The 26,367-nt window shown below is 68.0% G+C and carries 23 protein-coding genes; 2 read left to right on the forward strand and 21 right to left on the reverse strand.

Annotation, left to right across the window (positions count from 1 at the left end; all coding sequences use genetic code 11):
* Window positions 1–13 precede the first annotated feature (13 nt).
* Genes AC1DJH_RS04025 through AC1DJH_RS04095 form a run of 15 tightly spaced genes read right to left on the reverse strand, consistent with a single transcriptional unit; the run spans window position 14 to window position 17,614 of the window.
* Window positions 14–1,177: an ABC transporter substrate-binding protein gene (locus AC1DJH_RS04025; protein WP_435443270.1), complete on the reverse strand. Its 1,164-nt coding sequence runs from the start codon at window positions 1,175–1,177 to the stop codon at window positions 14–16.
* Window positions 1,178–1,217: 40 nt separating this feature from the next.
* Window positions 1,218–1,682 (reverse strand): aromatic-ring-hydroxylating dioxygenase subunit beta, encoded by a 465-nt coding sequence (locus AC1DJH_RS04030; protein WP_435483155.1) that lies wholly within the window; start codon window positions 1,680–1,682, stop codon window positions 1,218–1,220.
* Window positions 1,679–3,004 carry an aromatic ring-hydroxylating dioxygenase subunit alpha gene (locus AC1DJH_RS04035; protein WP_478184795.1) on the reverse strand — a complete coding sequence of 442 codons (1,326 nt, stop codon included), beginning with the start codon at window positions 3,002–3,004 and terminating at the stop codon, window positions 1,679–1,681. The genes AC1DJH_RS04030 and AC1DJH_RS04035 overlap by 4 nt, the downstream gene beginning before the upstream one ends.
* A 28-nt stretch (window positions 3,005–3,032) precedes the next feature.
* On the reverse strand, window positions 3,033–4,178 hold the full coding sequence (locus AC1DJH_RS04040; RefSeq protein WP_435483153.1) for an ABC transporter substrate-binding protein: 1,146 nt from the start codon (window positions 4,176–4,178) through the stop codon (window positions 3,033–3,035).
* Between the two features lie 38 nt (window positions 4,179–4,216).
* The gene (locus AC1DJH_RS04045) at window positions 4,217–5,383 is read right to left on the reverse strand and encodes an ABC transporter substrate-binding protein (RefSeq protein ID WP_478184796.1); all 1,167 of its coding nucleotides are present in this window, start codon (window positions 5,381–5,383) and stop codon (window positions 4,217–4,219) included.
* 52 nt (window positions 5,384–5,435) lie between these two features.
* Window positions 5,436–6,164, reverse strand: a complete 729-nt coding sequence (locus tag AC1DJH_RS04050; protein WP_472116800.1) for an SDR family oxidoreductase — start codon at window positions 6,162–6,164, stop codon at window positions 5,436–5,438.
* Window positions 6,161–6,973, reverse strand: a complete 813-nt coding sequence (locus AC1DJH_RS04055) for a cyclase family protein (RefSeq protein ID WP_478184797.1) — start codon at window positions 6,971–6,973, stop codon at window positions 6,161–6,163. Before AC1DJH_RS04055 ends, AC1DJH_RS04050 begins: the two co-directional genes overlap by 4 nt.
* Before the next feature lie 14 nt (window positions 6,974–6,987).
* The gene (locus tag AC1DJH_RS04060) at window positions 6,988–8,271 is read right to left on the reverse strand and encodes an SDR family NAD(P)-dependent oxidoreductase (protein ID WP_435483149.1); all 1,284 of its coding nucleotides are present in this window, start codon (window positions 8,269–8,271) and stop codon (window positions 6,988–6,990) included.
* Window positions 8,268–9,440, reverse strand: coding sequence for a thiolase family protein (locus tag AC1DJH_RS04065; protein WP_478184798.1), 1,173 nt, complete (start codon window positions 9,438–9,440; stop codon window positions 8,268–8,270). Before AC1DJH_RS04065 ends, AC1DJH_RS04060 begins: the two co-directional genes overlap by 4 nt.
* Entirely contained in the window at window positions 9,437–11,071 is a 1,635-nt protein-coding gene (locus AC1DJH_RS04070) for an AMP-binding protein (protein WP_435483147.1), read from the reverse strand. The genes AC1DJH_RS04065 and AC1DJH_RS04070 overlap by 4 nt, the downstream gene beginning before the upstream one ends.
* An 8-nt stretch (window positions 11,072–11,079) precedes the next feature.
* Window positions 11,080–11,568 (reverse strand): aromatic-ring-hydroxylating dioxygenase subunit beta, encoded by a 489-nt coding sequence (locus AC1DJH_RS04075; protein ID WP_435483146.1) that lies wholly within the window; start codon window positions 11,566–11,568, stop codon window positions 11,080–11,082.
* On the reverse strand, window positions 11,568–12,881 hold the full coding sequence (locus tag AC1DJH_RS04080; protein ID WP_478184799.1) for an aromatic ring-hydroxylating dioxygenase subunit alpha: 1,314 nt from the start codon (window positions 12,879–12,881) through the stop codon (window positions 11,568–11,570). Before AC1DJH_RS04080 ends, AC1DJH_RS04075 begins: the two co-directional genes overlap by 1 nt.
* 20 nt (window positions 12,882–12,901) lie before the next feature.
* Window positions 12,902–13,894, reverse strand: a complete 993-nt coding sequence (locus AC1DJH_RS04085; RefSeq protein ID WP_478184800.1) for a PDR/VanB family oxidoreductase — start codon at window positions 13,892–13,894, stop codon at window positions 12,902–12,904.
* A 14-nt stretch (window positions 13,895–13,908) separates the two neighbouring features.
* Window positions 13,909–15,417: an indolepyruvate oxidoreductase subunit beta family protein gene (locus AC1DJH_RS04090; RefSeq protein WP_478184801.1), complete on the reverse strand. Its 1,509-nt coding sequence runs from the start codon at window positions 15,415–15,417 to the stop codon at window positions 13,909–13,911.
* Window positions 15,418–15,421: 4 nt separating this feature from the next.
* On the reverse strand, window positions 15,422–17,614 hold the full coding sequence (locus tag AC1DJH_RS04095; protein ID WP_478184802.1) for a thiamine pyrophosphate-dependent enzyme: 2,193 nt from the start codon (window positions 17,612–17,614) through the stop codon (window positions 15,422–15,424).
* Between the two features lie 144 nt (window positions 17,615–17,758).
* Here AC1DJH_RS04095 and AC1DJH_RS04100 point away from each other — a divergent pair, with 144 nt between their 5' ends.
* Window positions 17,759–18,232: a MarR family winged helix-turn-helix transcriptional regulator gene (locus AC1DJH_RS04100; RefSeq protein WP_435483141.1), complete on the forward strand. Its 474-nt coding sequence runs from the start codon at window positions 17,759–17,761 to the stop codon at window positions 18,230–18,232.
* A gap of 25 nt (window positions 18,233–18,257) precedes the next feature.
* Here AC1DJH_RS04100 and AC1DJH_RS04105 read toward each other — a convergent pair whose 3' ends face one another.
* From AC1DJH_RS04105 to orn, 6 genes are all read right to left on the reverse strand, one after another.
* Complete coding sequence (locus AC1DJH_RS04105; RefSeq protein WP_478184803.1) at window positions 18,258–19,142, reverse strand: quinone oxidoreductase family protein; 885 nt, start codon at window positions 19,140–19,142, stop codon at window positions 18,258–18,260.
* Window positions 19,139–19,936: an alpha/beta fold hydrolase gene (locus AC1DJH_RS04110; protein ID WP_478184804.1), complete on the reverse strand. Its 798-nt coding sequence runs from the start codon at window positions 19,934–19,936 to the stop codon at window positions 19,139–19,141. The genes AC1DJH_RS04105 and AC1DJH_RS04110 overlap by 4 nt, the downstream gene beginning before the upstream one ends.
* Window positions 19,933–20,937 carry a 3-hydroxybutyryl-CoA dehydrogenase gene (locus tag AC1DJH_RS04115; RefSeq protein WP_478184805.1) on the reverse strand — a complete coding sequence of 335 codons (1,005 nt, stop codon included), beginning with the start codon at window positions 20,935–20,937 and terminating at the stop codon, window positions 19,933–19,935. Before AC1DJH_RS04115 ends, AC1DJH_RS04110 begins: the two co-directional genes overlap by 4 nt.
* Window positions 20,927–22,000, reverse strand: a complete 1,074-nt coding sequence (locus tag AC1DJH_RS04120) for an NAD/NADP octopine/nopaline dehydrogenase family protein (RefSeq protein WP_478184806.1) — start codon at window positions 21,998–22,000, stop codon at window positions 20,927–20,929. Before AC1DJH_RS04120 ends, AC1DJH_RS04115 begins: the two co-directional genes overlap by 11 nt.
* Before the next feature lie 212 nt (window positions 22,001–22,212).
* Window positions 22,213–24,150: a DEAD/DEAH box helicase gene (locus tag AC1DJH_RS04125; RefSeq protein ID WP_478184807.1), complete on the reverse strand. Its 1,938-nt coding sequence runs from the start codon at window positions 24,148–24,150 to the stop codon at window positions 22,213–22,215.
* Between the two features lie 266 nt (window positions 24,151–24,416).
* Window positions 24,417–25,013, reverse strand: coding sequence for an oligoribonuclease (orn, locus tag AC1DJH_RS04130; RefSeq protein ID WP_478184808.1), 597 nt, complete (start codon window positions 25,011–25,013; stop codon window positions 24,417–24,419).
* 59 nt (window positions 25,014–25,072) lie between these two features.
* Between orn and AC1DJH_RS04135 the strand changes: the two genes are divergently transcribed.
* Window positions 25,073–26,335 (forward strand): M48 family metallopeptidase, encoded by a 1,263-nt coding sequence (locus AC1DJH_RS04135; protein ID WP_478184809.1) that lies wholly within the window; start codon window positions 25,073–25,075, stop codon window positions 26,333–26,335.
* The last annotated feature ends 32 nt before the right edge of the window (window positions 26,336–26,367 follow it).

Genomic DNA, 26,367 nt, shown 5'->3' on the forward strand with positions numbered 1-26,367 from the left:
GAAGGCGTGCGGTTCAAGGTGCGAGCTTCCATTGGCCGTTGTCGAGCTTGACGATCACCCGGGCGCGTTCGTCCACGCCGTAGAGGCTGCCGGGCTTGAAGGTGTACACGCCGTGCGTGCCCACCACTTCCTTGGTGCTGAAGATGGCGTCGCGCAGCGCCACGCGGAACTCGGGCGTTCCCGGCTCGGCCTTCTTCATGGCGCGCGAGGCCGCATCGGCGAACACCAGCCAGCCGTCGAACGAGTAGGCCGAGAAGGCGTCGCTGGTCGGTGCGTTGTTGACCTTCTGGAACACCGCGCGGAACTCGGTCGCGATCTTCTTGGTCGGGTAGCCGTCGGGCAACTGCTCGGCGACGATCACCGGGCCTGTTGGCATCAGCGCGTTCTGGCCGGCGGCGCCGACCACGCGCACGAAGTCGGGGTTGATCAGCCCGTGCTGGCCGTACACCCCGCCCTTGAACCCGCGCTCCTGCAGCGCCAGGAACGGCAGCGCGCCCGGCGTGCCGGCGCCGCCGGTCATCACCGCGTCGGGGCGCAGCGCCACGATCTTGAGCACCTGGCCCGTCACCGAGGCGTCGGCGCGCGCATAGCGCTCGTTGCTCACCACCTTGATGCCGGCGCCGGGCGCGGCCTTCATGAGCGCGTCGTACACCAGGTCGCCCCAGGCGTCGGTGAAGCCGATGTAGCCCACCGTCTTCACGTTGTTGCGCTTCATGCGCTCGACCACCGCGTCGATCATCAGCTGCGTGGGCTGCGCCACCGTCATGACCCACGGGTTCTCCGCGGGGTCGAGCAGGATGGGCGTGAGGCCGATCATCGGCGTCTTCGCGTCGCGGCCCACCTGCGCCATCGCGATGGCGGCCGGCACGCCCGAGGTGCCCATGAGCACGTCGACCTTTTCTTCCTCGACCAGCTTGCGCGCGTTGCGTCCGGCCGTGGTCGGGTCGGAGCCGTCGTCCAGCACGATGAGCTGCACCTTGCGGCCGTTGATCTCGGGCTTGTAGGCCAGCGCCGCCTGCATGCCCTTGGCATAGGGCACGCCCAGCGAGGAGTTCGGCCCCGACAGCGACACGCTGAGGCCGACCTTCAGGTCGGCCGCCAGCGCGCTCGCAACACCACAGGCGGTCAGCGCCGCGGCGAGTGCGCCGCGTGTCAAGGTCTGCAACAGGCTCTTCATGTCGTAGCTCCGGTGAGGATGGTTGGAATGGACAGGTAACTCAGATGAACAACTGGATGGCCGGCAGCGCGCGCGCCGCGTTGAGCAGGTCGACGCGCTTCTCACGGATGCGCCAGCCCGCGGGCGTGCGAACCAGGTGGTGGCGGACGGTGCCGCTCAGCAACACCTGGTCGTCGCCGCGTGCCTCGACGTAAAGGAAAGGCGTGCGCAGCCGCACCTCGTCTGCACTCTCGTGCTCGATGCGCGAGGGTTGCAGCACATGCTGGCTGTGGCTGGCCGGATGCTGCGAATGCGCGCGCGGGTTCTTCAGCCGCTCCACGCGCAGCTGCAGCAGCAACCGGTCTTCGTAGGCCAGCGAGTTGTGCGAGAACGGATCGGCCTGCGCCGCGCCGAGCAGCGGCACCCAGTAGTGGCCGTCTTCGGCGAACAGGGCCAGCCATTCGTCCAGGCGCCGCTCGTCGAGCAGGGCCGCCTCGTGGGCGACGACATCGCGCGGATCGTTCATGGCGCAGCCTCCACGCCCGCCGCCATGGACTTCGCCCAGGCGCGGAACTGGTTGCGCATGAGCAGCTCGTTGGTGCCGTTGGTGGTGATCGTCGATTGCGTGAGCTCGGCCGCATCGAAGTTGCGGTGCAGGCTCACCCATTCGTTGCCGCCCGCGCGCAGGCCCTGCTGGATGCTCTCGAACAGGTGCACGTCGTCATGCGCCACCACCGACATGGGTGAGAACACGAGGCGGTTGTAGCTCATGGCGCGCTCGAACAGCAGCGCGGGCGCGCCGGCCGCTCTGAAGCTCCAGGCCTCGATCAGCGTGCGGTTGGCGGCCAGCGGCCGGATCACGCGGATGGCCTGCGGCGAACCCTTGACCGACAGGCTCGGATAGAAGACCGAGTTCTGCGGCGAGCGCTGCAGAATTTCGGTGGCGCGCGCCTCGCCGTGCGCGGCGCGCATCGCGGCCTCGTACTCGGGCAGTTGCGCATAGTTGGAGTGGATGCTGAAGTTCACCCCCAGCACGCTGTGGCCGTTGGCGAACACGCGCCCGCCCATCTTGTCGAAGAACTCATAGCCCGAGCCGAAGGGCAGTATCTGCTCCATCGCCATGGGCTTGGGGTCGGTGGGCGCATGGCCTTCCCACAGCGCCTCGGCCGCCTTGGTGGCCGACTCGTGCGTGGACATCGGGTGCACCGTGTCGTTGATGTTCTCAAGGTACATCTTCCAGTTGCAATGCACGATGTTGCGCAGCACGCCGCCGCCCACGGCAAGCTTGCCTTCGGGGGAGCGGTCGACCATGTTGTCGATCGCGCCCAGCACCTCGCCGAAATAGTCCTCGAAAGCGGGGCCGGTGTCGGACAGCCGCACGAAGACGAAGTCGCGGTACACCTTCACATGCTTCACCACCGACAGCCCCTGCCCCGATTCGCAGGCCTTGAGCTGCGTGCCCTCGTAGCCGTTCTTCAGCGGCACGCCGAGCGGCGCGCCGTCGAGCTTGTAGGTCCACGCGTGGTACGGGCAGCGAAAGAAGCGGCCGGTGTTGCCGCTTTCGTCCGTGACCAGTTGCGTGCCCTTGTGGGCGCAGCGGTTGTAGAGCACATGCACCGCGCCGTCGGGCTGGCGCACCATGAGCAGCGGCCGACCCGCGATGTCCTGCGTGACGAAGTCGCCGGGCTCGGGCACCTGGCTCGCATGGCCGAGAAAGACCCAGGTGTTGGCGAACAGCCGCTCCTGTTCCAGCGCGAAGATCTCTTCGCTGAGGTACAGGTCGCGGTGGACACGGTCGTCCCGAACCAGCGCCGCGACAAGATCGGGGCGATTGCGGTAGGTGGTCATGGCGGTGTGCTCGGAGACTGGACGACGACTAGGGCACCAGCTTCCACTGGCCCTTGGTCATCTGCACGATGACCACGCCGCGCTGGTCGGAGCCGTAGCGATCGTCCGGCTTGAAGGTGTAGACACCGTGCGTGCCCACCAGCTCCTTCGTGCTCACGATCGCGTCGCGAAGCGCCGTGCGGTACTGCGGCGTGCCCGGCTCGCCCTTGGTGCGCGAGGCCGCATCGGCCAGCAGCAGGTAGGCGTCGTAGGTGTACGACGAGAAGGCATCCGTCGGCACTGCGCCGTTGACCTTCTGGTAGGCGTTGCGAAAGCCCATCGACACCTTCTTGATCGGGTTGCTGTCGGGCAGCTGGTCGGCCACCAGCACCGGGCCGCTGGGCACCTGCAGGCCTTCGATGGAGGCACCGCCCACGCGCACGAAGTCGGCGTTGATGAGGCCGTGCGTGCCGTAGATCTTTCCCTTGTAGCCGCGCTCGGCCAGCGCAAGGTACGGCAGCGCGCCGGGCGTGCCCGAGTTGCCGGCGAACACCGCGTCGGGCCGTGTCGCGACGATCTTCAGGACCTGCCCGGCCACCGACGAATCGCTGCGCGCATAGCGCTCGTTGGACACGACCTTGATGCCGGCGGCGTCGGCGCTCTTCACGAGCGAGTCGTAGGCCAGGTCGCCCAGCGCGTCGGAAAAGCCGATGAAGGCCACGGTCTTCACGCCCGACTTCTTCATGCGATCGACCACCCCCGCGACCATGAGCGGAAACGGTTGCGACACCGTGACCGTCCATGCGCCTTCGGGGCCGGCGATGGTCACCGGGGTGGGCGAGATCAGCGGCGTGTTCAGCTCGCGGGCCACCGCGGCGATGGCCATGGCGCCGGGCACGCCCGAGGTGCCGATGAGCACGTCGACCTTGTCCTCGGTCACCAGCTTGCGCGCATTGCGCCCGGCGGTGGTGGGGTCGGAGGCGTCGTCAAGCACGATCAGCTGCACCTTGCGCCCGGCAATCTCGGGGTGCTCTGCAATCGCTGCACGAATGCCCTTCTCGTAGGGAATGCCGAGCGCGGCCACCGGGCCCGACAGCGAGCTGATGAAGCCGATCTTCAGGTCGGCCGCCAGGGCCTGCGAACTTGCCAGCGCAAGCACCGTGGCGCCGAGGATGTGGGTGAGTTTGTTCTTCATCTCAGGTTTCCGTGGTGTTTGTGATGCCGGGCTGGTGCTCAGGGCACCAGCTTCCACTGACCCTTTTCAAGCTTCACGACAACCCGCGAGCGGTCGTCCGAGCCATAGCGGTCCGTCGGCTTGAAGTTGTAGACCGAGTGCGTGCCGACCAGCTCCTTGGTGCTCACGATGGCATCGCGCATGGCCAGGCGGAATTGCGGCGTACCCGGCTCCGTCTTGGTGGCCAGGGCGCGTTGCGCGGCATCGAGGCAGATCAGCCAGGCATCGAAGCTGTAGGCCGAGAAGGTGTCGGTGGGCGCCGCGCCGTTGGCCTTCTGGTAGGCGGCGCGGAAGTCCATCGAGATCTTCTTCATCGGGTTGGTGTCGGGCAGCTGCTCGGCCACCACCACCGGACCCGTGGGCGCCAGCAGGCCTTCGACCGACGGACCGCCCACGCGAATGAAGTCGGGGTTGATCAGCGAATGCATGCCGTAGATCTTTCCCTTGTAGCCGCGCTCGGTCAGCGCCAGGTACGGCAGCGCGCCCGGCGTGCCCGAGGCGCCGGTGATCACCGCGTCGGGCTTCAGCGCCACGATCTTCAGCACCTGGCCGGCCACCGACGAATCGCTGCGCGCGTAGCGCTCGTTCGACACCACCTTGATGCCGGCCGAGGGCGTGGCCTTCATCAGCGCGTCGTACACCAGGTCGCCCCAGGCATCGGAGTAGCCGATGTAGGCCACCGTCTTCACGCCGGCCTGCTTCATCTTCTCGACCATCGCGCCCATCATCAGCGGCGCGGGTTGCGGCAGCGTCACCATCCAGGCGCCCTCCTCGCCGGCCAGGTCGGCGTTGGCGATGGAGATCAGCGGCGTCTTCATTTCACGCGCCACCCCGGCAATGGCCAGCGAACCCGGTGCACCGGCCGTGCCGATGACGACGTCGACCTTGTCCTCCTCGATCAGCTTGCGCGCATTGCGCGCGGCCGTGGACGGATCCGATGCATCGTCGAGCTGGATCACCTGCACCTTGCGCCCGCCCACCTCCGATTTGTAGGCCAGCGCGGCCTTCATGCCCTTGTCGTACGGAATGCCGAGCGACGACACCGGTCCCGACATCGACGTGATGAAGCCGACCTTCAGGTCAGCGGCCCACGCGCCCGCGGCGCTCAACGCGCCGAGGCCCGCGGCAATGGCCGCGAGTGTGCGAATTCGGTTCAGGACTTTCATGGCGATGCTCCAGAGTGGTTTGGGTGAACGTGAGGAAAGCAACAAAAAGAGGTCAGAGCGCCAGGCTGCCGACGCTGGTGCCGCCGCAGACATACAGCACCTGCCCGGTGACGAAACTGTTGTCGGCGTCGGCAAAGAAACGCACGGCGCGTGCCACGTCGGCCGATTCGCCCAGGCGCCTGACGGGCACCGAAGCGGCGAGCGCGCGTTCCTTCTCGCTGCCGGCCTCGACCACGTCGTAGAACATGTCCGTGCGAATGGGCCCCGGGGCCACCACGTTCACGGTGATGCCGTCAGCCGCGAGCTCCAGCGCCCAGGTGCGGGCCATGCCGAGCATGCCGGCCTTGGTGGCCGAGTAGCTGGTGCGTGTGGCCAGGCCGAGCGCGGCGCGCGACGACAGCAGCACCACGCGACCGAAACCTTGTGCGCGCATGGCGGGCAATGCGCCTTGCACGAGCTGCACGGCGCAGCCCAGGTGCAGATCGACCAGCATGTCGAGGTCGTCGAGCTTCACGTCGGGCAACAGGGCCGCACGGATCACGCCGGCGTTGTGCACGATGGTGGTCGGCGCAAACCGCGCGACCAGGTCGCGCACGGCTTCGCCGGTGGCGGCGCGGTCGCTCAGGTCGACCTCCATGCTGTGCAGCTTTGGATGGTCGATCTCGGCCTTGCGGCGCGCGAGCGAAATCACCTCGTAGCCCTGCGCGAGCAGGTCTTCGCAGATGGCCTTGCCGATGCCGGCGCTGCCGCCGGTGACGGCCGCGACCTTCGGTGCGCTCATGCCGACGCTCCCACCAGGGCCAGCACGCGCAGTGGGCTCCCGCTGCCCTTCTCGATCTTCAACGGCGGGCAGATCAGCACCGCGCCGGCGGGCGGCAGCAGGTCGAGGTTGCTCAGGCACTGCAGCCCGTAGCGCCCCGCGCCGTGCATGTAGTAGTGGCACGGATACGGCGGCCGCAGGTGATAGCCCTGGCCCGCGTCGGTGCCGATGGCCTCCGAGCCGAAGCCCAGCACGTCGCGCTGCTCCACCAGGAAGCGCACAGCCTCGGTGCTCGGCCCCGGCGTGTGCTGGCCGGTCTCGTCGAAGTTCTGGTACGCCTCGGGGTCGCTGCGCTTGGACCAGTCGGTGCGCATCAGCACCCACGCGCCCTTGGGGATGCGGCCGTGCGCAGCCTCGTAGCGCTCGATGTCGGCCACGCTGAGCAGGTAGTCGTCGTTCGACTGCACGTCCGCCGAACAGTCGATCACACACGCCGGTGCCACGAAGTTCTGCACAGGAATGGTGTCCACCGAGTTGTTCGGCAGGTCGCGGCCCGAGATCCAGTGGATGGGCGCATCGAAGTGCGTGCCGGTGTGCTCGCCGCACGAGAAGTTGTTCCAGTACCAGCCAGGGCCGCGCTCGTCGTACTTCGACACTTCCTCGATGCGGAAGGGCCAGCACTGGCCCATCTCGGGCGGCAGCGCGATCTGCGGGAACTCGGGCGTGAGCGTCTGCGTGAGGTCGATCACGCGGATGCGGCCGCTGGCCATCGCGGTCACGAGGCCGCCGAGAATTTCTGCCGCGGACATCAGTTCGGTGGTTGTCGTCATCGTGTGTTCCTGTCTCAGCCGCCTGCGGCCAGCTCGCGTTCGAGCACCTTCGGGTTGTCGCGCCAGCGCTCCAGCCACTCCTGCGCCACGTCGCCCGGGTAGATGTCCTCCACGCCGTCGCGCAGCGCCTTCACGATGGCATTGGCCAGCGCGGCGGGTGCGAGCTTGGGCGGCGGCGTGTGCTGGTTCCATTCGTCGTCGATGGGCCCCGGGAACACGTTGATCACGCGGATGCCGGCCGGCCGCATCTCCGCACGCAGGCATTGCGCGAGCGAATGCGCTGCCGCCTTCGAGGCGCTGAAGGTGCCGTGCGGCGGAAAGTTGCTGAGCGCGTAGATCGACAGCAGGTTGACCCAGGCCGTCGCACCCGTCGTGCCGTCGGCCGAGCGGCCCTTGAGCGCGGGGCCGAATTCCTGCGCCAGGCGCAGCAGGCCGAAGTAGTTGATGTCCATCTCGGCCTTCGCCACGTCGGTGCCACGGCGCGCGCCGATGCCGAAGGTGCGGTGCACCTCGGCGTTGTTGATCACGATGTCGACCTTGCCGCCGATGGAGCCCGCAAGCTCCGTCACCTGGCGGCCATTGGTCAGGTCCAGCGGCACCAGCGTGACCTGCGGCAGCGCGGAGATGTCGTCCAGCCCGTCGCCCATCTTCTTCCAGGGCTCGGCATGGCCGACCCAGACGATGTCGGCACCGGCCTTCACCAGCGCGCGCACGATGGCCTGCCCGGTCTCGGTCTTGCCGTCGGTCACCAGCGCCTTGCGGAACTTGGGGTCGCTGGTCATCTCGCGCAGCATCTTGTCGTCGGCCATGTGGGGACTCCCTTCATTCGGAAAACCAATGAGAACGGCCTGGCCGGAGCGGTCGAGCCGGGCGCCGACACGGACGCGCGGAAGCGCGTCCCCGTCTGAATGCCCGCAGGTGGGCGCATCGCCCACCTCGCCGTGCAGGTGGACCATGAGCGTGGGGCCGGCATCCAGATGCACCAGCCCCAGCCGCCAGGGCAGCCGCTCGCGAAAGAACAGGTCGTTGCTGTGGTGCAGCGTGGTGCTGCCCAGCAGCTCGCCCTCGCCGCTCTGCGCGCGCCAGCGCAGGGCGGCCGACAGGCACTTGTGGCAGACCTCGCGCGGCGGGTACTGCACCGTGCCGCAGTCCTCGCAGGTCTGCAGTTCGAAGCGGCCCTCGGCGGCAGCCGCCGTGAGGCCGAGCGCCACGCGGCCACGCGCGCCGGGCGGCAGATTCATCTGCCGGGTGCGCAGCACCGGGTTCTTGCGCGGGGGGCGCATCAGGGGCATGGTCATGCGGCTCTCCCGAGGATGACGGCGCCTGTGCACAGGCAGCGGTCGTAGGTCACCATGCCGAAGCCGGCGACCAGGCCCAGTTGGGCATCGGGCACCGAACGCGGCCCAGCTTCATCTGTCAATTGGCGGATCGCCTCGACCATGCCGAGGAAGCCTCCGGCCGCGCCCGCTTGGCCAGCGGACAGCTGCCCGCCGCTGGTGTTGTTCGGAAAGCTGCCGTCGAAGGTCATGGTGTGCGACTGCACGAAGGCCGGGCCCTCGCCCTTCTCGCAGAAGCCCAGGTCCTCGAACTGCATCATTGCGATGACGGGGTAGTCGTCGTAGGTCTGCACGAAGTCCAGCGCGGTAGGGGGCACACCAGCCTGCGCGTACAGGTCGTCGCGGTCCTTGCGCCAGCCGCCCTGCACCATCACCGGGTCTTCGGCATAGGCGTTGTGGCGTTCGATGGCGCCGCGGATCACCACGTGCGCCAGGCCCAGGTCGCGTGCGCGCTCCTCGCTCATCACCAGGAAGGCCTCGGCACCGGCGCAGGGCATCACGCAGTCGAACAGGTGGATCGGGTCGGAGATGGGGCGCGCCGCCATGTACTCGTCGAGGGTCAGCGCCTTCTTGAACATCGCGTTCGGGTTGCCGAGCGCGTTGGTGCGCTGGTCCACGCAGATGCGGCCGAAGTCCTCGCGCCGCGCGCCATAGGTGCGCATGTAGTTGGCGGTGATGAACGCGAAGATCGAGTTCGGCCCGCCCGAGCCGTAGGGGTAGCTCGCGTCACGCGCAAAGTTGCTGAAGCTGCCCAGCGTCTGGCGGAAGGAGTCGACATGGTTGGTGTCCGCGCCCACGCAGGCCACGATGTCGGCATCGCCCGCCTGCACGGCGCGCGCGGCGCGGCGCAGGCACATCACGCCCGACGCACCGCCTGTGGGCACGTGGTCGAGCCAGCGCGGCGACAGGCCCAGGTGCTGCGTGACGCCCACGGCCGTGTCGGGCGCGAGCGAGAAGCTGCTGAGGCACAGGCCGTCGATCTGTTCCTTGGGCACGCCGCTGGCTTCGACCAGCGCCTGCACGGCCTGCCCGATGAACCAGTGCGCGGTGCGCGTGGAATAGCGCACGTAGGGCACGGTGACGGGCACCGCGACCGCGACGCCTTCGTAGGAGAGCCGGCGTGCCGTCATGCGTGCCCTGCCTGTCTTTTCTTCATGGCGCGCGTGTCGATGCAGTGGCCCTGCCCCGGCAGCGACTGCGCCATCTCTCGCAGCTGGCCGCGCTGGATCTTCTGCGACGGCGTGAGCGGCAGCGCGTCCACGAAGGCCACATAGCCGGGCGCCTTGTAGTAGGCCAACTGGTCCAGCGCATGTTGAACGATGCTGGCCGCGGTTTGCGCGGGCTGCGAGGCGTCCGCGTCTTCGCGCATCACGATGCAGGCCAGCACCTCGTCGCCGCGCACCGCATCGGGCGTGGCGGCCACGGCCGAGGTCTTCACGGCCGGGTGCTGGTTGAGCACGCTCTCGACCTCGACGGCCGAGATGTTCTCGCCGCTGCGGCGGATCACGTTTTTCTTGCGGTCGACGAAGAAGAAGTTACCCTCGGCATCGCGGCGCACCAGGTCGCCGGTGTGGAACCAGCCGTCGGCCCAGGCTTCGCGCGTGGCCTCCTCGTCCTTCAGGTAGCCGGAGAAGAAGTAGCGCTTGGGGTCGTTGCCGGCCGAGCGCACCAGCAGCTCGCCCGGTGCATCGACGCCGACTTCGCCGCCGTCCTCGCCCACGAGGCGGATCTCGACGAAGTCTTCCTGCCGCCCGAAGCAGCTGGTGCCCACGAGACGCGGCTCGCGGTTGGCCATGATGCAGGCGGCGGCGCCGGTCTCGGTCATGGCCCAGGCCTCGACCAACGGGAAGCCGAAGCGCGCTTCGAAGGGCGCGTGGTTCTTGCGGTCCACGCCGGCGCCGAAGCCCCATCGGATCGCATGGTCGCGGTCGGCCGCCGACGCGGGCGCCGACAGCAGCATGGCCGGCATCACGCCCAGGTAATGCACGATGGTGGCGCCGCTCTCCTTGGCGCTGGCCAGCCAAGTCTTCGGATGGAAGCGGTCGAGTTGCACCAGGCAGCCGCCCGCCACCAGCACCACCATGGTGGAAAACGCCATCGCGTTCATGTGGTTGAGCGGCAGCGGCGTGATGACACGCTCGGCGTCGGGGCGAATGCCGCACACGCCGTCCAGCGCGGCATACCACTCGCCGGCACGCAGGAAGTAGGCGTTGGCGAGGATGCAGCCCTTGGGCCGGCCCGTGGTGCCCGAGGTGTAGAGCAGGCCGCACTCAGTGTCGGCGCCCACGGGCTCATGGGCACGCGGTGCGGGTGTCTTCGCGCTCGGCACCGCATCGTCGGGGCCCATCGTCTCGAAGGCCACGCCCGCCAGCGCCGCCGCGGCGCGCAGGTCGGCCGCGCGGCCCGGCAGCGTCACGGCCAGGCCGATTTCGCTGTGCCCGATCAGGTAGACCAGTTCGGCCGAGCGCATGTCGGCGTTGATGGGCACCACGCTCGCGCCCAGTGCGTTCAGCGCGAGCCAGTGGAAGATGAAGGCGGGCCTGTTCTCCAGCAGCAGGCCGACGCGGTGGCCGTGGCCGTAGCCGGCCTGGGCATAGGCCGCGCGCAGGCGCTCGACCTCTGCCGCCGCCTCGCCCCAGCGGATCGCGCCGGGCGCGATGCCATAGGCGGCTGCGGTCACCGATTCGGTGAACAGGAACTCGGCCTGCGGCGTGCGCCTGGCAGTCGCTGTGAAGACCTGGTGGACGGTGTCGTGTGCCATCTCGTCCTTCAGATGAAAAGCTGCACGGCCGGCAGGGCCGCGTCGCAGTTGAGCAGGTTCACGCGCTTGAGCGTCATGCGCAGCGCGCCATCGTGCACGGTGAGGTGGTGATAGAAGGTGCCCACGTAGAACTGCAGCTCGTCGCCCTGCGACTCGGTGTAGTGGAACTCGGTGCGCACCACGAAACGGTTGGCCTCGGTGTCGAACTGTTCGACCACCGGCACTTGCAGCAGGTGGTGGCAGCGGCTGGGCGGCTGCTGCGAGAAGGCGCGCGGGCTCTTCAAGCGTTCGATGCGCAGGTCGCGCAGCAGCTTGTCCTCGTAGAGGTGCGAGGTGTGGTTCAGGCCGTCCTCCTGGTCGGGCACCAGCGGAATCCAGTAGAAGGCGTCGTCGGTGAAGAGCGCGTTCCAGTCTTCGTAGCGGCGCGTGTCGAGCAGGTGCGCTTCGTTCACGACGAAGTCGATCAGGTCCTGGCGGGTGACGTCGGTGCCGGCCATTACATGGTCTCCGTCATGCGCTGTACCCAGCTGCGATATTGGTTGCGCATCGGCAGCTCGTTGGTGCCGCCCGTGGTGATCTCGCCGCCCTTCAGCTCCGAAGGGTGGTAGTCGCGGTGCAGGCTCACCCACTCGTTGCCGCTCGCGTGCAGCCCGGCCTGCATGCCGCGGTAGGCCTGCAGGTCGTCGTGCCCCACCACCGAGAATGGCGAATTGATGAGCCGGTTGTACATGGTGGTGCGCTGCAGCAGCTCGGGCGGCGCGCCCTTGAGGCGGAAGGTCCAGCTCTCGATCAGCGTCTTGTCGGCCGAGATCGGCTTCACCACGCGAATGGCCTGGATCGCGCCCTTGATCGTGAGGTTCGGGTAGTACACCGTGTTGTGCCGCGCCATGCCGAGGATCTGCGCCGTCTTCTCTTCGCCGTAGCGCGCCTTCATGGCGTCGTCGTACGCAGGAATCGCCTTGTACTTGCTGTGGATGCTGAAGTGCACGCCCGTGAAGCTGTGGCCGTTGTCGTAGGTGCGGATGCCCATGTCCTCGAAGAACTTGTAGTCCGACATGAAGGGCGCGAACTGCTCCACGGCCATGGGCTTGGGCGCGTCTTCGGGCTTGTCGGCCCACATGCGCTTGGCAGTGCCGGCCGAGGACTCGTGCGCCACCATCGGGTGCATGGTGTCGTTGAGGTTCTCCACGAACATCTTCCAGTTGCACTGGTGCATGAAGCGCAGGCAGCCGCCCGCGATTTCGAGCTCGCCTTCGGGCGAACGGTCGGCCATGTTGTCGATGGAGCTCAGCGAGTCGCCGAAGTACTCGTCGAAGCCGGGGCCCGCGTCGTTGATCTTCACGAAGATGAAGCCGCGGTGGCTGCGCACGTGCTTCAGCGTGGTGAGGCCCTTGCCCGACTCGCATTCGTGCAGCTGCGTGTGCTCGTAGCCGGTCTTCAGCGGAATCGCCAGCGGCGCGCCGTCGGTCTTGAAGGTCCAGGCGTGGTACGGGCAGCGAAAGAACTTGCCGGTGTTGCCGCAGGGCCCGTTCACCAGCCGCGAGCCCTTGTGGGCGCAGCGGTTCATCATGGCGCGCACGCTGCCGTCCGTATGGCGCACGATGATGAGCGGGCGGCCCGCGATCTCGTTGCTGATCCAGTCGCCCGCCTTCGGCAACTGGCTCTCGTGGCCCACGTAGTTCCAGGTGTTGGCGAAGAAGTGTTCCTGCTCCAGCTCGAACAGCTCCTGGCTGGTGTACAGGTCGCGGTGCACGCGGTCGTGCTGCACCAGGGCGCGCACGGCATCGGGGTTGTCTCGGTACGAAGTCATGGGTGGAGTCGCTCCTTGCTTCAGAGGTCGAGCACCAGCCGCTCGCCCTTGGCGCGCGAGATGCAGATCTGCATGACGGTGCCCTCCGCCTTCTCGCGGGCGGTGAGCACGTAGTCGCGGTGGTCGATCTCGCCTTCGATCACGGGCACGGCGCACACGCCGCATTCGCCGCGCTTGCAGTCGAACATGGGGTCGCAGCCGTTCTCGATGAGGCAGTCGAGGATGCTCTGGTCGGCCGCCACGGTGAAGCGCTGGCCCGACTGGGCGAGCTCGACCTCGAAGGGCTGGTCGCCTGCTTCGGCGACCGGCTCGGTGAACAGCTCGAAGTGCACGCGGCCATGGTCCCAACCGCGTGCCTGCGTGCGGGCGAGCACGGCGTCGAGCATGACCTTGGGGCCGCACACGTAGAGGCGGTCGCCGGCCGGCACGCCGTCGAGCAGCGCATCGATGTCCAGCGGCGCACCGGCTTCAGCGTCGGCATGCACGCGCAGGTCGTCGCCCAGCAGCGCCTGCAGTTCCGGCAGGAAGGCCATCAGCTCGCGGCTGCGGCCGGCGTAGTGCATGCGCACGGGGGCCTCTTCGGCGCGGCGGCGCGCGGCCATGGTGGCGAGCGGCGTCACGCCGATGCCGCCGGCCACCAGCACCGTGCCGCCCGGGCCCGTGTGCAGGGGAAAGTCGTTCTTCGGTGCTTCGACGGCGAGCATGTCGCCTTCTTTCAGCCGCTCGTGCATGAAGCGCGAGCCGCCGCGGCCTTCGGCTTCCTTGCGCACGGCGATCACGTACTCCGTCGGCGCGTTGGTGGCATTGCGTGCGGTGGCGAAGTTGATCAACGAGTAGTGGCGCCAGTCGGCCTTGCCGTCGGGCAGCGACACCTGCACGCGGATGTGGGAGCCAGCCGCGAAACCCGGCAACGGGCGGCCGTCTTCCGCGCGCAGGCGCAGCATGCGGATCAGCGGATTGAGTTCGCGCACTTCGGTAACGCGAAGCTGGAGCGTGGCGGTGGGAGCGGTCATCGTGCGTTGTCTCTTCAGGCCAGTGCGTGCTGCGCCAATGCAGCCTGCAGCTTGTGACCGTGTTCGTCGGCGAGCGCCGCGTCGCGCAGCTCGCGCAGCGTGGCCGGTGCCAACCCCGCGCCGGCGCGCTCGAAGGCGCGCATGACGGTGTCGTAGTTGCGAATGCCGCGCTCGTGCGTGTCGCTGTAGCCCTTGACCAGGCGCTGGCACTGGGCCAGCTCCACGGCAAGCTCAGGGTTGCGCTGCGCGGTGGCGGCGATGCGCTGCAGCCATTCCTCGATGCGGCGGTTTTCCTCGGCATAGCGCATGGTGGACAGGCGCCAGCGCTTGCAGGCCGCCACGGCGCGCAGCATCAGGTAGCCGCGCAGCGAGCTGGTCTGGATCACGCGGCCATGCTGCGTGAAGCGCTCGACGAGCTTCTTGGGCAGAGTGGAACCCATGAGCCAGCGGCCGATGCCGCCGGGCAGCGTCTCGCAGATCTCCTGCAGGCGCGGGTGCATGTATTCGTTGATGGCGAGCACCTGCCCGGGCTGCACGCGCGCCTCGCCGCGCACGCGCTCGAAGCGGGTCGCCCGGGTCTTCAGGGCTGCGACGCGGGCCGTGTCTTCGTAGGACATCCACAGCGCCAGGTGGCGCGCAGTCTCGCGCAGCAGGCGGTGGTCGACCTGGGCCGGCAGCGCCGCGATAGCAGCCGAGCGGTCGAGGTACAGGCCGGCGTAGGCCACGTCCTGGTAGTCGATGAGGCGGCGCACGCCTTCGAGCAGAAAGTCTTGCGCCTGCGCCGGAAAGTCGCGCTGCACGCGCTCCACCAGCGCGCGTACGGCAGGGTGGCGCGGTTGCGGCGTGGGCGTGGCGAGCGGGGCTTCCAGCGCCGGCTCGCCATCGTCGCCGCCCTGTGCGCGAGTGAACGCCGCACCGAAGGCCTTGAGGCTGGGCTTGACGCCCACGCCGCCGCGCTCGACGGTGGCCTCAAACTGCGCGCGGCTGAACGGCAGCACGCCCGAGCCCGCGAGCGCACCGAAGAGCACGGCGCTGATCACGCTGCCCGAGGCCTCGGCTGCTTTTTCCATGTCGAAGCGGATGAACCGCTTGGCGGCCTTGGCAGTGTGCGCAAGCAATTGGGTGCTGTCGACGCGGCCATCGCCCAGCGCGCTCTTCTCCGCAATGGAGAAGACGCGGTGCGTCGATGCAATCAGCGTGGTGCGGTCGCGGGTGACGAGTCCGCGCTGCACCGCGCGGCCCGCTTCCATGAGCTCCGATGCAAGCACCACGTCGACATCGCCCGGCAGCGGCATCAGTGCCAGCACGGGCCGGCCACCGTCCGCCTCGGCCTGCGCCGTCGGGTACAGCTCGACGTAGTAGATGGTCGCGCCGGTGCGCTGCGCCACGCCCGGAACCGAGGTGGTCTGGGCCACGTAGCCGTTGGCCTCGCCCATGTCGACGATCCAGTCGGCGAGCACGCCGCCGCCCTCCCCGCCCATGGCGAGGATGGCGATCTTGAGGGGCTGTGGCTTGTTCGTCATCGCTTCAGAAGGCATAGGCTTCACGGCGGCGCGCGTCGCTGCGCTGCAGCCAGCCGATGACGGCGGCACGCACACGTTCGCGCAGCACGTCCCAGCGGCTGGGGTTGCTCACGATCTGCGCCTTGTAGAACGACGGGCACAGTACCGCGGCATGGGACACCTCGCCGCACACGCCGCAACCCACGCAGCTGTCGAGCACGGTGGCCACCGGGTCGGTGCGCAGCGGATCGGGGTTCGGCTTGATCGACAGCGACGGGCAGCCCGACAGGCGGATGCACGAGTGGTCGCCGGTGCAGGTGTCGGAATCGACGCCAAACTTCTCGCGCACCATGCGCTTGCCGTCGGCGATGGCCTTGCGCACCAGCGGCTTCTCGCGGCGCTGCTTGTTGAGCATGCATTCCGACTGGGCGATGAGCACCTTGGGGCCGCGGGTCTTGGTGGTGAGTGCGTCTTTCAGCGCGTCGCGCATGCCGGCCACGTCGTAGGTGCGGCGCAGCGTCTTCACCCATTCCACGCCCACGCCGCGCACGGCGCGCTCGATGGCGTGGCCGGTGCTGCGCGTCTTGTTGACGGCATGCGACGACAGGATGTCCTGACCGCCGGTGGCCGAGGTGTAGTTGTTGTCGACGACGATGGTGAGGTTGTCGCTCTTGTTGAAGACCGCATTCGCCACGCCGCTGGTGAGGCCGTTGTGCCAGAAGCCGCCATCGCCCATCATCGAGATCGCTCGCTTGCCGGCCGGTGCATTGAGCGCCGAAGCACCCGCGCCGCCCAGGCCGTAGCCCATGGTGGTGTTGCCGATGTTGAAGGGCGGCAGGATGGAGAACAGGTGGCAGCCGATGTCGGCGCTCACGTGGTGCGCGCCGAGTTCGCGCTCCACCAGCTTCATCGCGCTGAAGATCGGGCGCTCGGGGCAGCCGGTGCAAAAGCCCGGAGGGCGGGCATGCACGACTTCGCCGAGCGCGGTGGAAGGCACGGCCGGCTCCGGCGCGGCATCGACGCCGATGGCGGCCACCTCCTTGAGCGGAATCACCTTGCGCACCGCAACCGGCACGGGCAGCGGTGCCAGGCGGTCGTAGCGCTCGCAGAAGGTGCGCGCGCCCTTGAGCAGTTCGGACGATGTGTACTCGCCGGCCACGGGCAGCATGTCCTTGCCGTGCAGCGCGGTGGTCGAACCGGCCTGGCGCAGGATGGTCGCGAGGTTCTGCTCGACGAAGTTGGGCTGGCCCTCTTCCACGATCATCACCGCGCGCTTGCCTTCGCAGAAGCGGATGACTTCGCTCTCGATGACGGGGTACGCCACGTTCATCACATAGAGCGGCACCTTGGTGTTGCCGTACACGTCGGCGAGGTCGAGCCGCTCCAATGCGCGCAGCAGCGTGTTGTAGCTGCCGCCCTGCACGATGATGCCGATGTCGTCGGCGTCCTCGGAGAAGAACTCGTTGAGCTTGCGCTCCTCGATGAAGCGCACGGCCGCAGGCCAGCGGTCCTTGATCTTCTCCTGTTCATGCACGAAGCTCGCGGGCGGCAGCACGATGCGGCTCACGTCGCGCTGCGGGTTCTCCAGCGCCTCCTGCAGCGTGAACTTCGCGCGCTTGTTGTCGCCGGCGATGAAGTGGCCGTGAACGTGGCAGGCGCGGATGCGCAGCTGCAGCATCACGGGCGTGTTGCTGGCCTCCGAAAGGTCGAAGCCCTGCTTCACCGCATCGACGATGCTCGGCAGGTTGGGACGCGGGTCGAGCAGCCATATCTGCGACTTCATGGCGAACGCATGGCTGCGCTCTTGCATGATCGACGAGCCCTCACCGTAGTCCTCGCCCACGATGATGAGCGCGCCGCCGGTCACGCCGCCGGAGGCCAGGTTGGCCAGCGCGTCGGACGCCACGTTGGTGCCCACGGTGGCCTTGAAGGTGACTGCGCCGCGCAGCGGGTAGTTGACGGAAGCGGCGAGCGTGGCGGCGGCGGTGGCCTCGCTGGCGCTGTTCTCGAAGCGGATGCCCTGCTCCGCGAGGATGTCCTGCGCATCGGCCAGCACGTCCATCAGGTGCGAGATGGGCGCGCCCTGGTAGCCGGCCACATAAGACACTCCGGACTCCAGCAAGGCCTTGGTGACGGCCAGAATGCCCTCGCCGCGAAACACATCACCACCGGAAAGCCGCAGTTTCTTGACTTCTTCGACGAACGAACGCTCAGCCATTTGGGTCCTTGTTGTCTATCGTGGGACGATGCGCTTCAGCTGCCACATCATGCTTTCTATAATGTTGACAAATGAATGTATCCACAATCATGAATTACCCTAGACATGCAAACAGCGTGCCCGCCTCATGCACCGGGTGCGTTCATGGCTGAGCCGGCGGCACCGCATCGCTTCGTCGATGACTACCTGCCCGCGCTGCTGGCGCAGGCCAGCCAGCTGATTTCCTCGGAGTTCCACGAGGTGGCGCGGCAGCAGGGCTTTTCCATTTCGGAGTGGCGCGTGATGGCCTCGCTCGCGGGCAGCGACGCCGTCAGCATCGGCCAGCTTGCGCAGGTGACGGTGACCAAGCAGCCCACGGTCACGCGGCTGCTGGACCGCATGGAAGCGCGCGGACAGGTGGAGCGCCTGCCCCATGAAAGTGATCGCCGCATCACGCTGGTGCGCATCACGCGCAAGGGCCTGAAGGCGGTGGAACACCTGATGGAACTCGCACGCGAGCATGAGCGGCGCGTGCTAGAACCCTTCGGCTTGCGGCGCGCCGAAGAGCTCAAGCAGACCCTGCGGCAGATGATCGACCTGCACGTGCATGTGCCGGTGGGGGAGCCGGAGGAAGACTGACCCTGCGTCCCCGTTGCCCGATCGCTCAGAGGCGAGGCACGAGGACTGCGCGGCCGCGGTGGCCGCGCTGCGCGATCCAGTCGAGCGCAAGGGCCGCATCGGCGAGCGCGAAGCGTTGCACGGCCAGGTGCAGTCGCCCGTCGGCCAACCTTGCCAGCAGCTCGGGCGCGGCGGCACGGCCCGCCGCTTCACGCCGAAACATGTTGAGCGGCAGCAGCGCCACATCGCGTTGCAAAAAGTGTGAGATGTCGAGTTGCAGCGTCGGCCCGGCGGTGTAGCCGACCAGCACCGCACGCCCGCCAGCGCGCACGGCGGGCAACACCTTCGCGAGCACATCGCCGCCCACGGTGTCGATCAGCAGGTCGGCGCTGGCAGCGGCGGGCGGCTCGGCGTTCGGATCGACGGCCGTCGCCGTGCAGCCGGCGTCGCGTGCGAGCTGCATCACGAGCGAGCCGACGGCGCCGCTCGCACCGGTCACCAGCACCTGCTCACCGGCCTGCAGCTTCGCGACCTCGTGCAGCGCGACCCACGCCGACGTGCAGGGCGAAAAGAATGCGGCGCCCAACGGCATCGGCACGTCGTCCGGCAGCACGCCGAGCGCTTCATCGGGCGCGTCGACCAGCTCGCTCCAGGTGCCGTCGAACATCGTGCCCAGTCCGCTGCCGCGCAGCCACACGCGCTGGCCGGTGGCGTACCGCCCGCTCGCGATGACGACGCCCGCCGCCTCCACACCCGGCGTGTAGGGCAGCGGCGGATGGCGCAGGAAGCTGCCGCGCCACACGGTGCGGTCGATGTGCCCGACCGTCGCGGCCTCCATGCGCACCAGGGTGCGGCCGGGCCGCGCCACCGGGTCGGCAACGTCTTCCAGCACGGGCACGGCGTCGAAGCCGTGGATGCGCACAGCCTTCATGGCAAGGTTTCCAGAAACTCGAGCACGGCGCGCGCGAAGGCCTCGGGCATCTGGTCGGGCAAGGGCACCATGCCGCCTTCGATGTCGGCGATGCGCGCATGCGGCAGGTGGTGCTGCAGTTCTTGCGCATGCGGCGCGGCGAACGGGTCTTCGGTGGCGCGCACGATGAGCGTGGGCTGCGTGACATGGCCGATGCGGTCCTCCATGCGGTACGACGCAACGGCACGGTGCCCCTCCTCCACGCGCTCGACCTTCAATGCGTCGCGCACGAAAGCTTCGAGCAGTTCGGGCCGGCCCGGCGGATAGAAGCCCTGGCGCTTCTGCCACAGCGCGGCGAGGTGCGAGCCGTCTTCGCTGGGCGCGACTTCGTCGATGGGTGGGCGCTGTGCCCGCGCGCGGCGAAAGGCTTCGTCGGTGTAAGGCGTCGAAGACAGCACGAGGCTGCGCACGCGATCGGGGAACGCCGCCGCAAGCTCGACGGCCACGACACCGCCCGTGTGATGGCCCACCACGTCGGCCTGAGCGATGTTCAGCGCGTCGAGCAGCTCGCAGGCCACGCGCGCCCATTGCGCGATGCTCGCGGGCACGCCGCCATCCGCGGAGTCGCCGAAGCCGGCGGTGTCCATCGCGATGGCGCGGCGCCGCGCGCCGATCAGCGGCAGCACCGCGCGGTACTCGGCCCAGCTGCGCGGCGACTGGTGCAGCAGCAGCACCGCCGGCGCTTGCGGATCGCCGCAGGCCGCGTAGTGCACCTGCCCCACCGACAGGTCTGCGAAGGCGCGGCGGATGTTCATGACAGCGTCTCGTCGGCGGGTGCGCGCCACAGGCCCGCGTGCCGCAATTCACCGAGCGTGCGCGAAAGCACGTCGCGCCGGTAGGCTGCAATGTCGCGGCCGGCGTAGTCGTAGAAGCCGCTGCCGCTCTTCAGGCCGAGCCGCCCTTCCTCGACCATGCGTGCGACGATGGCCGGCGCGGTGTAGCGGCCCTTGTCGAGCGACACCGACATCTCGCGGCTGGCGTGGTGCAGGATGTCGCAGCCGCCGAAGTCGATGAACTCGACCACGCCGAGCGCGGCGAAGCGAAGGCCCAGGCCGTAGCGCGTGGCCTTGTCGATTTCCTCGGCGGTGGCGGCGCCCTCCTCGATCATTCGCGCGGCCTCGTTCATCACCAGCGCCTGCAAGCGCGGCACGATGTAGCCGGGCGAGGCGCCACAAACCACGGGGAGCTTGCCGATCGCCTCCATCAGCGCCTTGGTGCGCGCGAGCACGGCGGAGTCGGTGCCGGGGTGGCAGCTCAGTTCGACCACGGGGATCAAATAGGCCGGGTTGAGCCAGTGCATGTTGAGGAAGCGCTCCGGCAGCCGCACCAACGCGGCCAGCTGCGTCACGAGGATGCTGCTGGTGGTGGAGGTGAGGATGGCATCGTCGCGGCAGTGGCGGTTGATGTGCTCGAACGCCTCGCGCTTGGCTTCGATGGTCTCGGGCACGCCTTCGAACACGAGATCGGCCGCGGCGAGCGCTTGCGGCGCCGCGGCTGCGTCGACGAAATCCACGCGCGCGGCAATGCGCTCGACCTGCGATGCATCGATCACGCCGAGCTGCGCCAGGCCCAACAGGCTGGCCTCGATTTCGGCCTTCGCCTCGTCTCGCAGGCGTTGCCACGCATCGCCGCTGCGCTGGCGCAGGTCGATCAGCGAGATGCGGTGCCCCGCATACGCGAACGCGATGGCGATGCCGCGCCCCATGCGGCCCGCGCCGACCGCGGCGAAACGGGGCAGCGCGGCGTCATTCGCCATCGTGCAGCCTCTGGCGCAGTTGCGACGCGCTCAGGTCGGCGAGGCCCAGGCTTTCGAAGGTGCGCGGGCCGCGTCGCAGGTCGCGGCCGAGAAAGCCGCCGACGATGGCCAGCAGGCCGTGCGCGATGGGCGCGTCGACGCCGGCATGGCGCGCAGCCGATGCAAGAAATGCCAGGCCGAGCTCGGTGTCTTCCGTGATGTAGCGGTGCGTGTGCAGGTCGATGTTCTCGCGCCAGTCGCCCGACTTCACGAGCTGCTTGTGCGCGTCACCGTACATCCACCGGTCGTTGTCGTAGTGGTCGGCCAGCGGATAGTGCGGCGCGCCCTGGCCGAAGGCTTCCCGCACCGCGATGCGCTCCTGGTCGAGGCGGTCGGTCACGTCGCGCACGGCGCGCTGGGTGCCTTCGTTGTGGATGTCCCAGCGCTCGAAGTGCTGCAGCGGCGCGGCGTTCATCACCATCAGCGGCGGGTGGATGACGGGGCCGGCATTCATGAGTGCGCCCGACAGTGCGTCGCCGCAGCCGTGCACGGCCGGGTAGGCCTGGCGAATCACCTCGATGGCCTGCGCCTCCCTGCGCGCCGGATAGACGCCCGTGGGCAGCCGGATCGCGCGGATGGTGACGCTCACCTCGCGCTCGCCGTGCTTGCGCGCCAGGTAGGGCAAGGTGCCGGTCTCGGCCCAGGCGATGTCGGCGCGGCTGCCGGCCTCCTTGACGGTCTTCGCCATCACGTAGCTGCCGAAGGTGCCCGGCGGCAGGAACACGACCTGGCCGTCGACCAGGTGCGGCGCCATGGCGAGCGCGATGTCGTGCTGGGCAATGGCGGGCGTGGGAACGACGATGAGCTCGGCGCCTTTCAGGGCCGCGCCGATGTCGGCGGTGGCCAGCGCGATGGGCACCTCGCGCACACCGTCGGCATCTTTCAGCGTGATGGCGCCAGCATGCACGAGCGGCGCAAGCGCCGCGGCATCGCGACGCCACAGGCGCACTTCGTGGCCGGTTTCAGACAGGTCCGCGGCGGCCGCGTAGGCGCCATGACCACCCCCAAGAATCGCAATTTTCATGTCGAAAGTCGAAAAGCAGGTGTCGATGAACCGGTGGCCGCAGGACGGACCCGGGGAAGCAATGCGCCATTACATTACTTTTCATCGATTCAGGTGTCAATCAAAATTCGACTGCACCGGCCTGCTCGGAAACCCGAAATGAAAAAGCCCGCGTTCGTGAGAAGCGCGGGCTTTTTGGGGGGCGATGCGGCTGTCAGGCCGCTCGCTGGGGATCAGCGCGTGGGCTTGAAGCTGCGCTTTTGCGCGTCACGGGGCACGAACACCTTGCCCGGGCCGCCATGGCCTGCGCCATTGCCGCGCGGAGCGAAACCCTCGCGGGGTGCGAAGCCTTCACGCGGTGCGAAACCTTCGCGGGGAGCGAAGTCGCCCCGGCCGCCATGGTTGGCGCCACCGCGCGGGGCGCTGTCGCCCCAGCCCGGCTTGCGACCGAAGCCGCCGCCGTTGTTGCCGCCTTCGTCACGGCCGCCGCCGAAACCGGCGTTATGGCCGCCACCACCCTGGCCGCCGAAGCCGCCGCCACGGGGTGTCGGAGGACGCGAACCACGGTCGTTGAAGCCGCTGGCGCCCGCATAGTTGCCGCCGCCATTGCCGCCGCCGAAGCCGCCGCCATTGCCACGCGGAGCGCCGCCGAACTTGCGATCGCGCGACTGGTTGTCGCCACGGCCGCCGCGGTACTCGCCCATCGGCGGACGCGATTGCGGCATGCGCTGCTGCGGCTCCATGCCCGGCACCACTTCCGCCTTGAACTGCTGGCGGCTGTACTGCTCGATGTCCATGATCTTGCGGCGATCGCGGAATTCGGCGAAGGTGATGGCCAGGCCGTCGCGGCCTGCACGGCCGGTGCGGCCGATGCGGTGGGTGTAGTCCTCGGCCTTCATCGGCAGGCCGAAGTTGAACACGTGGGTGATGGTCGGCACGTCGATGCCGCGGGCGGCAACGTCGGTGGCCACCAGGATCTGGACCTGGCCTTGGCGCAGCGCCATCAGGCGGCGGTTGCGCAGGCCCTGGCTCAGGGCGCCGTGCAGTGCCACGGCGCTGAAGCCGTCTTGCTGCAGGTCGGCGGCAAGGCCGTCGCACTCGACCTGCGTGCTCGCGAACACGATGGCCTGGTTGATGGTGGTGTCACGCAGCCAGTGGTCGAGCAGCTTGCGCTTGTGCTGGCTGTTGTCGGCCCAGTACAGCGACTGCTTGATGTTGGCGTGCTTTTCCTGCGGGCTGTCGATGGTGATGCGTTGCGGCTCGCGCATGACGCGCTGGGCCAGCTGCTGGATGCGCGGCGCGAAGGTGGCGCTGAACATCATGGTCTGCTGGCGCTCGATGGTGAGCTGGTTGACTTCAGCCAGGTCGTCGGAGAAGCCGAGGTCGAGCATGCGGTCGGCTTCGTCGACCACCAGGAACTTGACCTGGTCGAGCTTGAGCTGCGACGAACGTTGCAGGTCGAGCAGACGGCCAGGGGTGGCAACCACGAGGTCGGCGTTCTGCAGCTTGGCGATCTGCAACTGGTAAGGCATGCCGCCCACCACATTGGCAATGCGCAGGCCGCGGCAATGCTTGACGAGTTCGATGGCATCGTGCGCGACTTGCTGCGCGAGTTCGCGCGTCGGGCACAGGATCAGGGCGCCGGGAGTGGCAGCCTTGAAATGACGGGTGTTGGTCGGGTCCTTGCGCTTGGGCTTCTTCGGCGCGGCTTCGCCGCGGGCGGCAGCTTCGGCGGCCAGGCGCTGGAACTCGGCCTTGGCTTCGGCTTCGGCTTCGGCCTGGCGCTTGAGCAGCGTGTGCAGCACGGGCAGCAGGAAGGCGGCGGTCTTGCCCGAACCGGTCTGGCTGGAGACCATCAGGTCGACGAAACGGGCCTTGCCGTCCTGGCCGGTTTCACCGCCCATGGCCAGCGGGATCACCTTGTCTTGCACGGTGGTGGGCTGGGTGAAACCCAGGTCGGCCACGGCGGCGATCAGTTCAGGGGCGAGGCCCAGGCGGACAAAGCCGTTGGGCAGAGTGGGTTCTTCCACTGCGGCCACTTCGGGAGCGGCTGCGTCGAGCGCCTCGAGAATGGGGGCCTCGGACACGGTGTCCACCGGAGCGGTGAATTCGTTATGGATAGAGGATTGCACAGGCGCGAATTCGCCCTGCGCTTCAAAAGCGTCGGTCATGAATATCAATCTCAAACGCGAGCGCTGCCGTAGGCGGCGCCCCGTTGGTGGTTAAAAACATCAACCATCCAACGACATTCAACTTCGGGCTGACGCCTGAGGCTGTGGCCCTTTTTGATCAGCGAATGCGATCGGGCGCGGTGTGCAAGATAGGGAGATGCAAGAGTCGCTGGCCGGGCTTGAAATACCTGCCCGATCAGCGAAGCCTGCGATTATGGCACGAACTCGGGGTTTTACCTAGTCCTTTGTCCGCTGACTTTGTTTATTCAGTCGGTCAGCTTCAGGAAAGTCTCGCGATAGTGCGCCAGTTCCTCGATGGACTCGTGCACGTCGGCCAGCGCGGTGTGCGCCTGCTGCTTCTTGAAGCTGCTGTAGGCGGTGGGCTTCCAGCGCTTGGCCAGTTCCTTGAGGGTGCTGACGTCGAGGTTGCGGTAGTGGAAGTACGCCTCCAGCTTGGGCATGTACTTGACCAGGAAGCGCCGGTCCTGACCGATGGTGTTGCCGCACATGGGCGAGCCGCTGCGCGGGATGTACTTGGCGATGAATTCCAGCAACTGCTGCTCGGCGGCGGCTTCGTCCAGCGTGGAGGCCTTCACCTTGTCGATCAGGCCGCTGCGGCCGTGGGTGCCCTTGTTCCAGGCGTCCATGGCGTCGAGCACGGCGTCGCTCTGGTGAATGACCAGCACGGGACCGTCGATGCGGGGCGTGAGGTCGGGACCGGTCACGACCACGGCAATTTCGAGCAGGAACTCCTTGTCGGGGTCCAGGCCGCTCATTTCGCAGTCCAGCCAGACCAGGTTCAGGTCGCTCTTCTTCAGGGTGGGCGCGGTGGCCGGGGGTGTCGGGGCGATGGATTCGGGCATCGCAGGATTGTCGTCGAAGGCCTGCGGCCCCAGATACCGGGGACTAAACTCGCCGCTCCATGTCCTATTCGCTCATCTTCACCATTGCCTTTGCGGTTGCGCTGGTTGCGGGGCTGCTCGTGAAGTTCTGGCTGGCCTCGCGGCAAGTGCGCCATGTGGCGCAGCACCGCGGCACGGTCCCGCCCGCCTTCGCGCAGACCATCACCCTCGCCGCCCACCAGAAGGCGGCCGACTACACCATCGCCAAGGCGCGCTTCGGCCTCATCGAAATGGCCTGGAGCGCAGCACTGCTGCTGGGCTGGACGCTGCTTGGCGGGCTCGACGTGCTCAACAACCTGCTGCTCCTGTGGCTCGGCGGCGGCATGGTGCAGCAACTGGTGCTGCTGGGCGCCTTCGCCTTGATCGGCGGGCTGCTGGAACTGCCCTTCACGCTCTGGCAGACCTTCCGGCTCGAGGAGCGCTTCGGCTTCAACAAGATGACCTGGAAACTCTGGCTGGCCGATACGCTCAAGTCGACCTTGCTCGGCGCCGTGATCGGCCTGCCGATCGCCGCCCTGATCCTCTGGCTCATGGGTGCCGCAGGACAGCTCTGGTGGCTGTGGGCCTGGGGTGCGTGGATGGGCTTCAACCTGTTGCTGATGCTGATCTACCCGACCTTCATCGCCCCGCTGTTCAACAAGTTCAAGCCGCTGGACGATCCCACGCTGAAGGCGCGCGTCACGGCGCTCATGAAGCGCTGCGGCTTCGCGGCCAAGGGCCTGTTCGTGATGGACGGCAGCACGCGCAGCGCGCACGCCAATGCCTACTTCACCGGCTTCGGTGCCAGCAAGCGCGTGGTGTTCTACGACACGCTGCTGCGGCAGCTGAACGCCAGCGAGGTCGAAGCAGTGCTCGCCCACGAACTCGGCCACTTCAAGCACCGCCACATCGTCAAGCGGCTCGTTGCCATGTTCGCGCTGAGCCTGGCGGGCTTCGCGCTGCTGGGCTGGGTGTCGACGCAGGTGTGGTTCTATGCCGGACTGGGCGTGCAACCCAACCTCACCGCACCCAACAGTGCGTTGGCGCTGCTGCTGTTCATGCTGGCGGTGCCGGTGTTCGGCTTCTTCATTGCACCGCTGCCCGCCCGCCTGTCGCGCAAGCATGAGTTCGAAGCCGATGCCTATGCCGTGGCGCAGACCAGCGGCGCCGACCTGTCGGCCGCCCTGCTCAAGCTCTACCAGGACAACGCCTCCACGCTCACGCCGGACCCTCTGTTCGTGAGCTTCTACTACTCCCATCCGCCCGCCTCCGAGCGCCTTGCGCGCATGACGGCCTCGGCGTGATGCATCCACTTTTCATTTCTTCGCGAAGCCCC

It is taken from the genome of Variovorax sp. 10N412 (assembly GCF_056394985.1).

Excerpts from the sequence above, each read along its gene's own strand:
- AC1DJH_RS04030 (WP_435483155.1), bottom strand. The coding sequence starts at position 1,682 with ATGAACGATCCGCGCGATGTCGTCGCCCACGAGGCGGCCCTGCTCGAC.
- AC1DJH_RS04085 (WP_478184800.1), bottom strand. The coding sequence starts at position 13,894 with ATGACCGCTCCCACCGCCACGCTCCAGCTTCGCGTTACCGAAGTGCGC.
- AC1DJH_RS04095 (WP_478184802.1), bottom strand. The coding sequence starts at position 17,614 with ATGGCTGAGCGTTCGTTCGTCGAAGAAGTCAAGAAACTGCGGCTTTCC.
- AC1DJH_RS04040 (WP_435483153.1), bottom strand. The coding sequence starts at position 4,178 with ATGAAGAACAAACTCACCCACATCCTCGGCGCCACGGTGCTTGCGCTG.
- orn (WP_478184808.1), bottom strand. The coding sequence starts at position 25,013 with ATGCCCGAATCCATCGCCCCGACACCCCCGGCCACCGCGCCCACCCTG.
- AC1DJH_RS04115 (WP_478184805.1), bottom strand. The coding sequence starts at position 20,937 with ATGGCGAATGACGCCGCGCTGCCCCGTTTCGCCGCGGTCGGCGCGGGC.
- AC1DJH_RS04090 (WP_478184801.1), bottom strand. The coding sequence starts at position 15,417 with ATGACGAACAAGCCACAGCCCCTCAAGATCGCCATCCTCGCCATGGGC.
- AC1DJH_RS04105 (WP_478184803.1), bottom strand. The coding sequence starts at position 19,142 with ATGAAGGCTGTGCGCATCCACGGCTTCGACGCCGTGCCCGTGCTGGAA.
- AC1DJH_RS04065 (WP_478184798.1), bottom strand. The coding sequence starts at position 9,440 with ATGACGGCACGCCGGCTCTCCTACGAAGGCGTCGCGGTCGCGGTGCCC.
- AC1DJH_RS04070 (WP_435483147.1), bottom strand. The coding sequence starts at position 11,071 with ATGGCACACGACACCGTCCACCAGGTCTTCACAGCGACTGCCAGGCGC.
- AC1DJH_RS04080 (WP_478184799.1), bottom strand. The coding sequence starts at position 12,881 with ATGACTTCGTACCGAGACAACCCCGATGCCGTGCGCGCCCTGGTGCAG.
- AC1DJH_RS04135 (WP_478184809.1), top strand. The coding sequence starts at position 25,073 with ATGTCCTATTCGCTCATCTTCACCATTGCCTTTGCGGTTGCGCTGGTT.
- AC1DJH_RS04060 (WP_435483149.1), bottom strand. The coding sequence starts at position 8,271 with ATGACCATGCCCCTGATGCGCCCCCCGCGCAAGAACCCGGTGCTGCGC.
- AC1DJH_RS04110 (WP_478184804.1), bottom strand. The coding sequence starts at position 19,936 with ATGAACATCCGCCGCGCCTTCGCAGACCTGTCGGTGGGGCAGGTGCAC.
- AC1DJH_RS04050 (WP_472116800.1), bottom strand. The coding sequence starts at position 6,164 with ATGAGCGCACCGAAGGTCGCGGCCGTCACCGGCGGCAGCGCCGGCATC.
- AC1DJH_RS04035 (WP_478184795.1), bottom strand. The coding sequence starts at position 3,004 with ATGACCACCTACCGCAATCGCCCCGATCTTGTCGCGGCGCTGGTTCGG.
- AC1DJH_RS04045 (WP_478184796.1), bottom strand. The coding sequence starts at position 5,383 with ATGAAAGTCCTGAACCGAATTCGCACACTCGCGGCCATTGCCGCGGGC.
- AC1DJH_RS04055 (WP_478184797.1), bottom strand. The coding sequence starts at position 6,973 with ATGACGACAACCACCGAACTGATGTCCGCGGCAGAAATTCTCGGCGGC.
- AC1DJH_RS04100 (WP_435483141.1), top strand. The coding sequence starts at position 17,759 with ATGGCTGAGCCGGCGGCACCGCATCGCTTCGTCGATGACTACCTGCCC.
- AC1DJH_RS04120 (WP_478184806.1), bottom strand. The coding sequence starts at position 22,000 with ATGAAAATTGCGATTCTTGGGGGTGGTCATGGCGCCTACGCGGCCGCC.
- AC1DJH_RS04125 (WP_478184807.1), bottom strand. The coding sequence starts at position 24,150 with ATGACCGACGCTTTTGAAGCGCAGGGCGAATTCGCGCCTGTGCAATCC.
- AC1DJH_RS04075 (WP_435483146.1), bottom strand. The coding sequence starts at position 11,568 with ATGGCCGGCACCGACGTCACCCGCCAGGACCTGATCGACTTCGTCGTG.
- AC1DJH_RS04025 (WP_435443270.1), bottom strand. The coding sequence starts at position 1,177 with ATGAAGAGCCTGTTGCAGACCTTGACACGCGGCGCACTCGCCGCGGCG.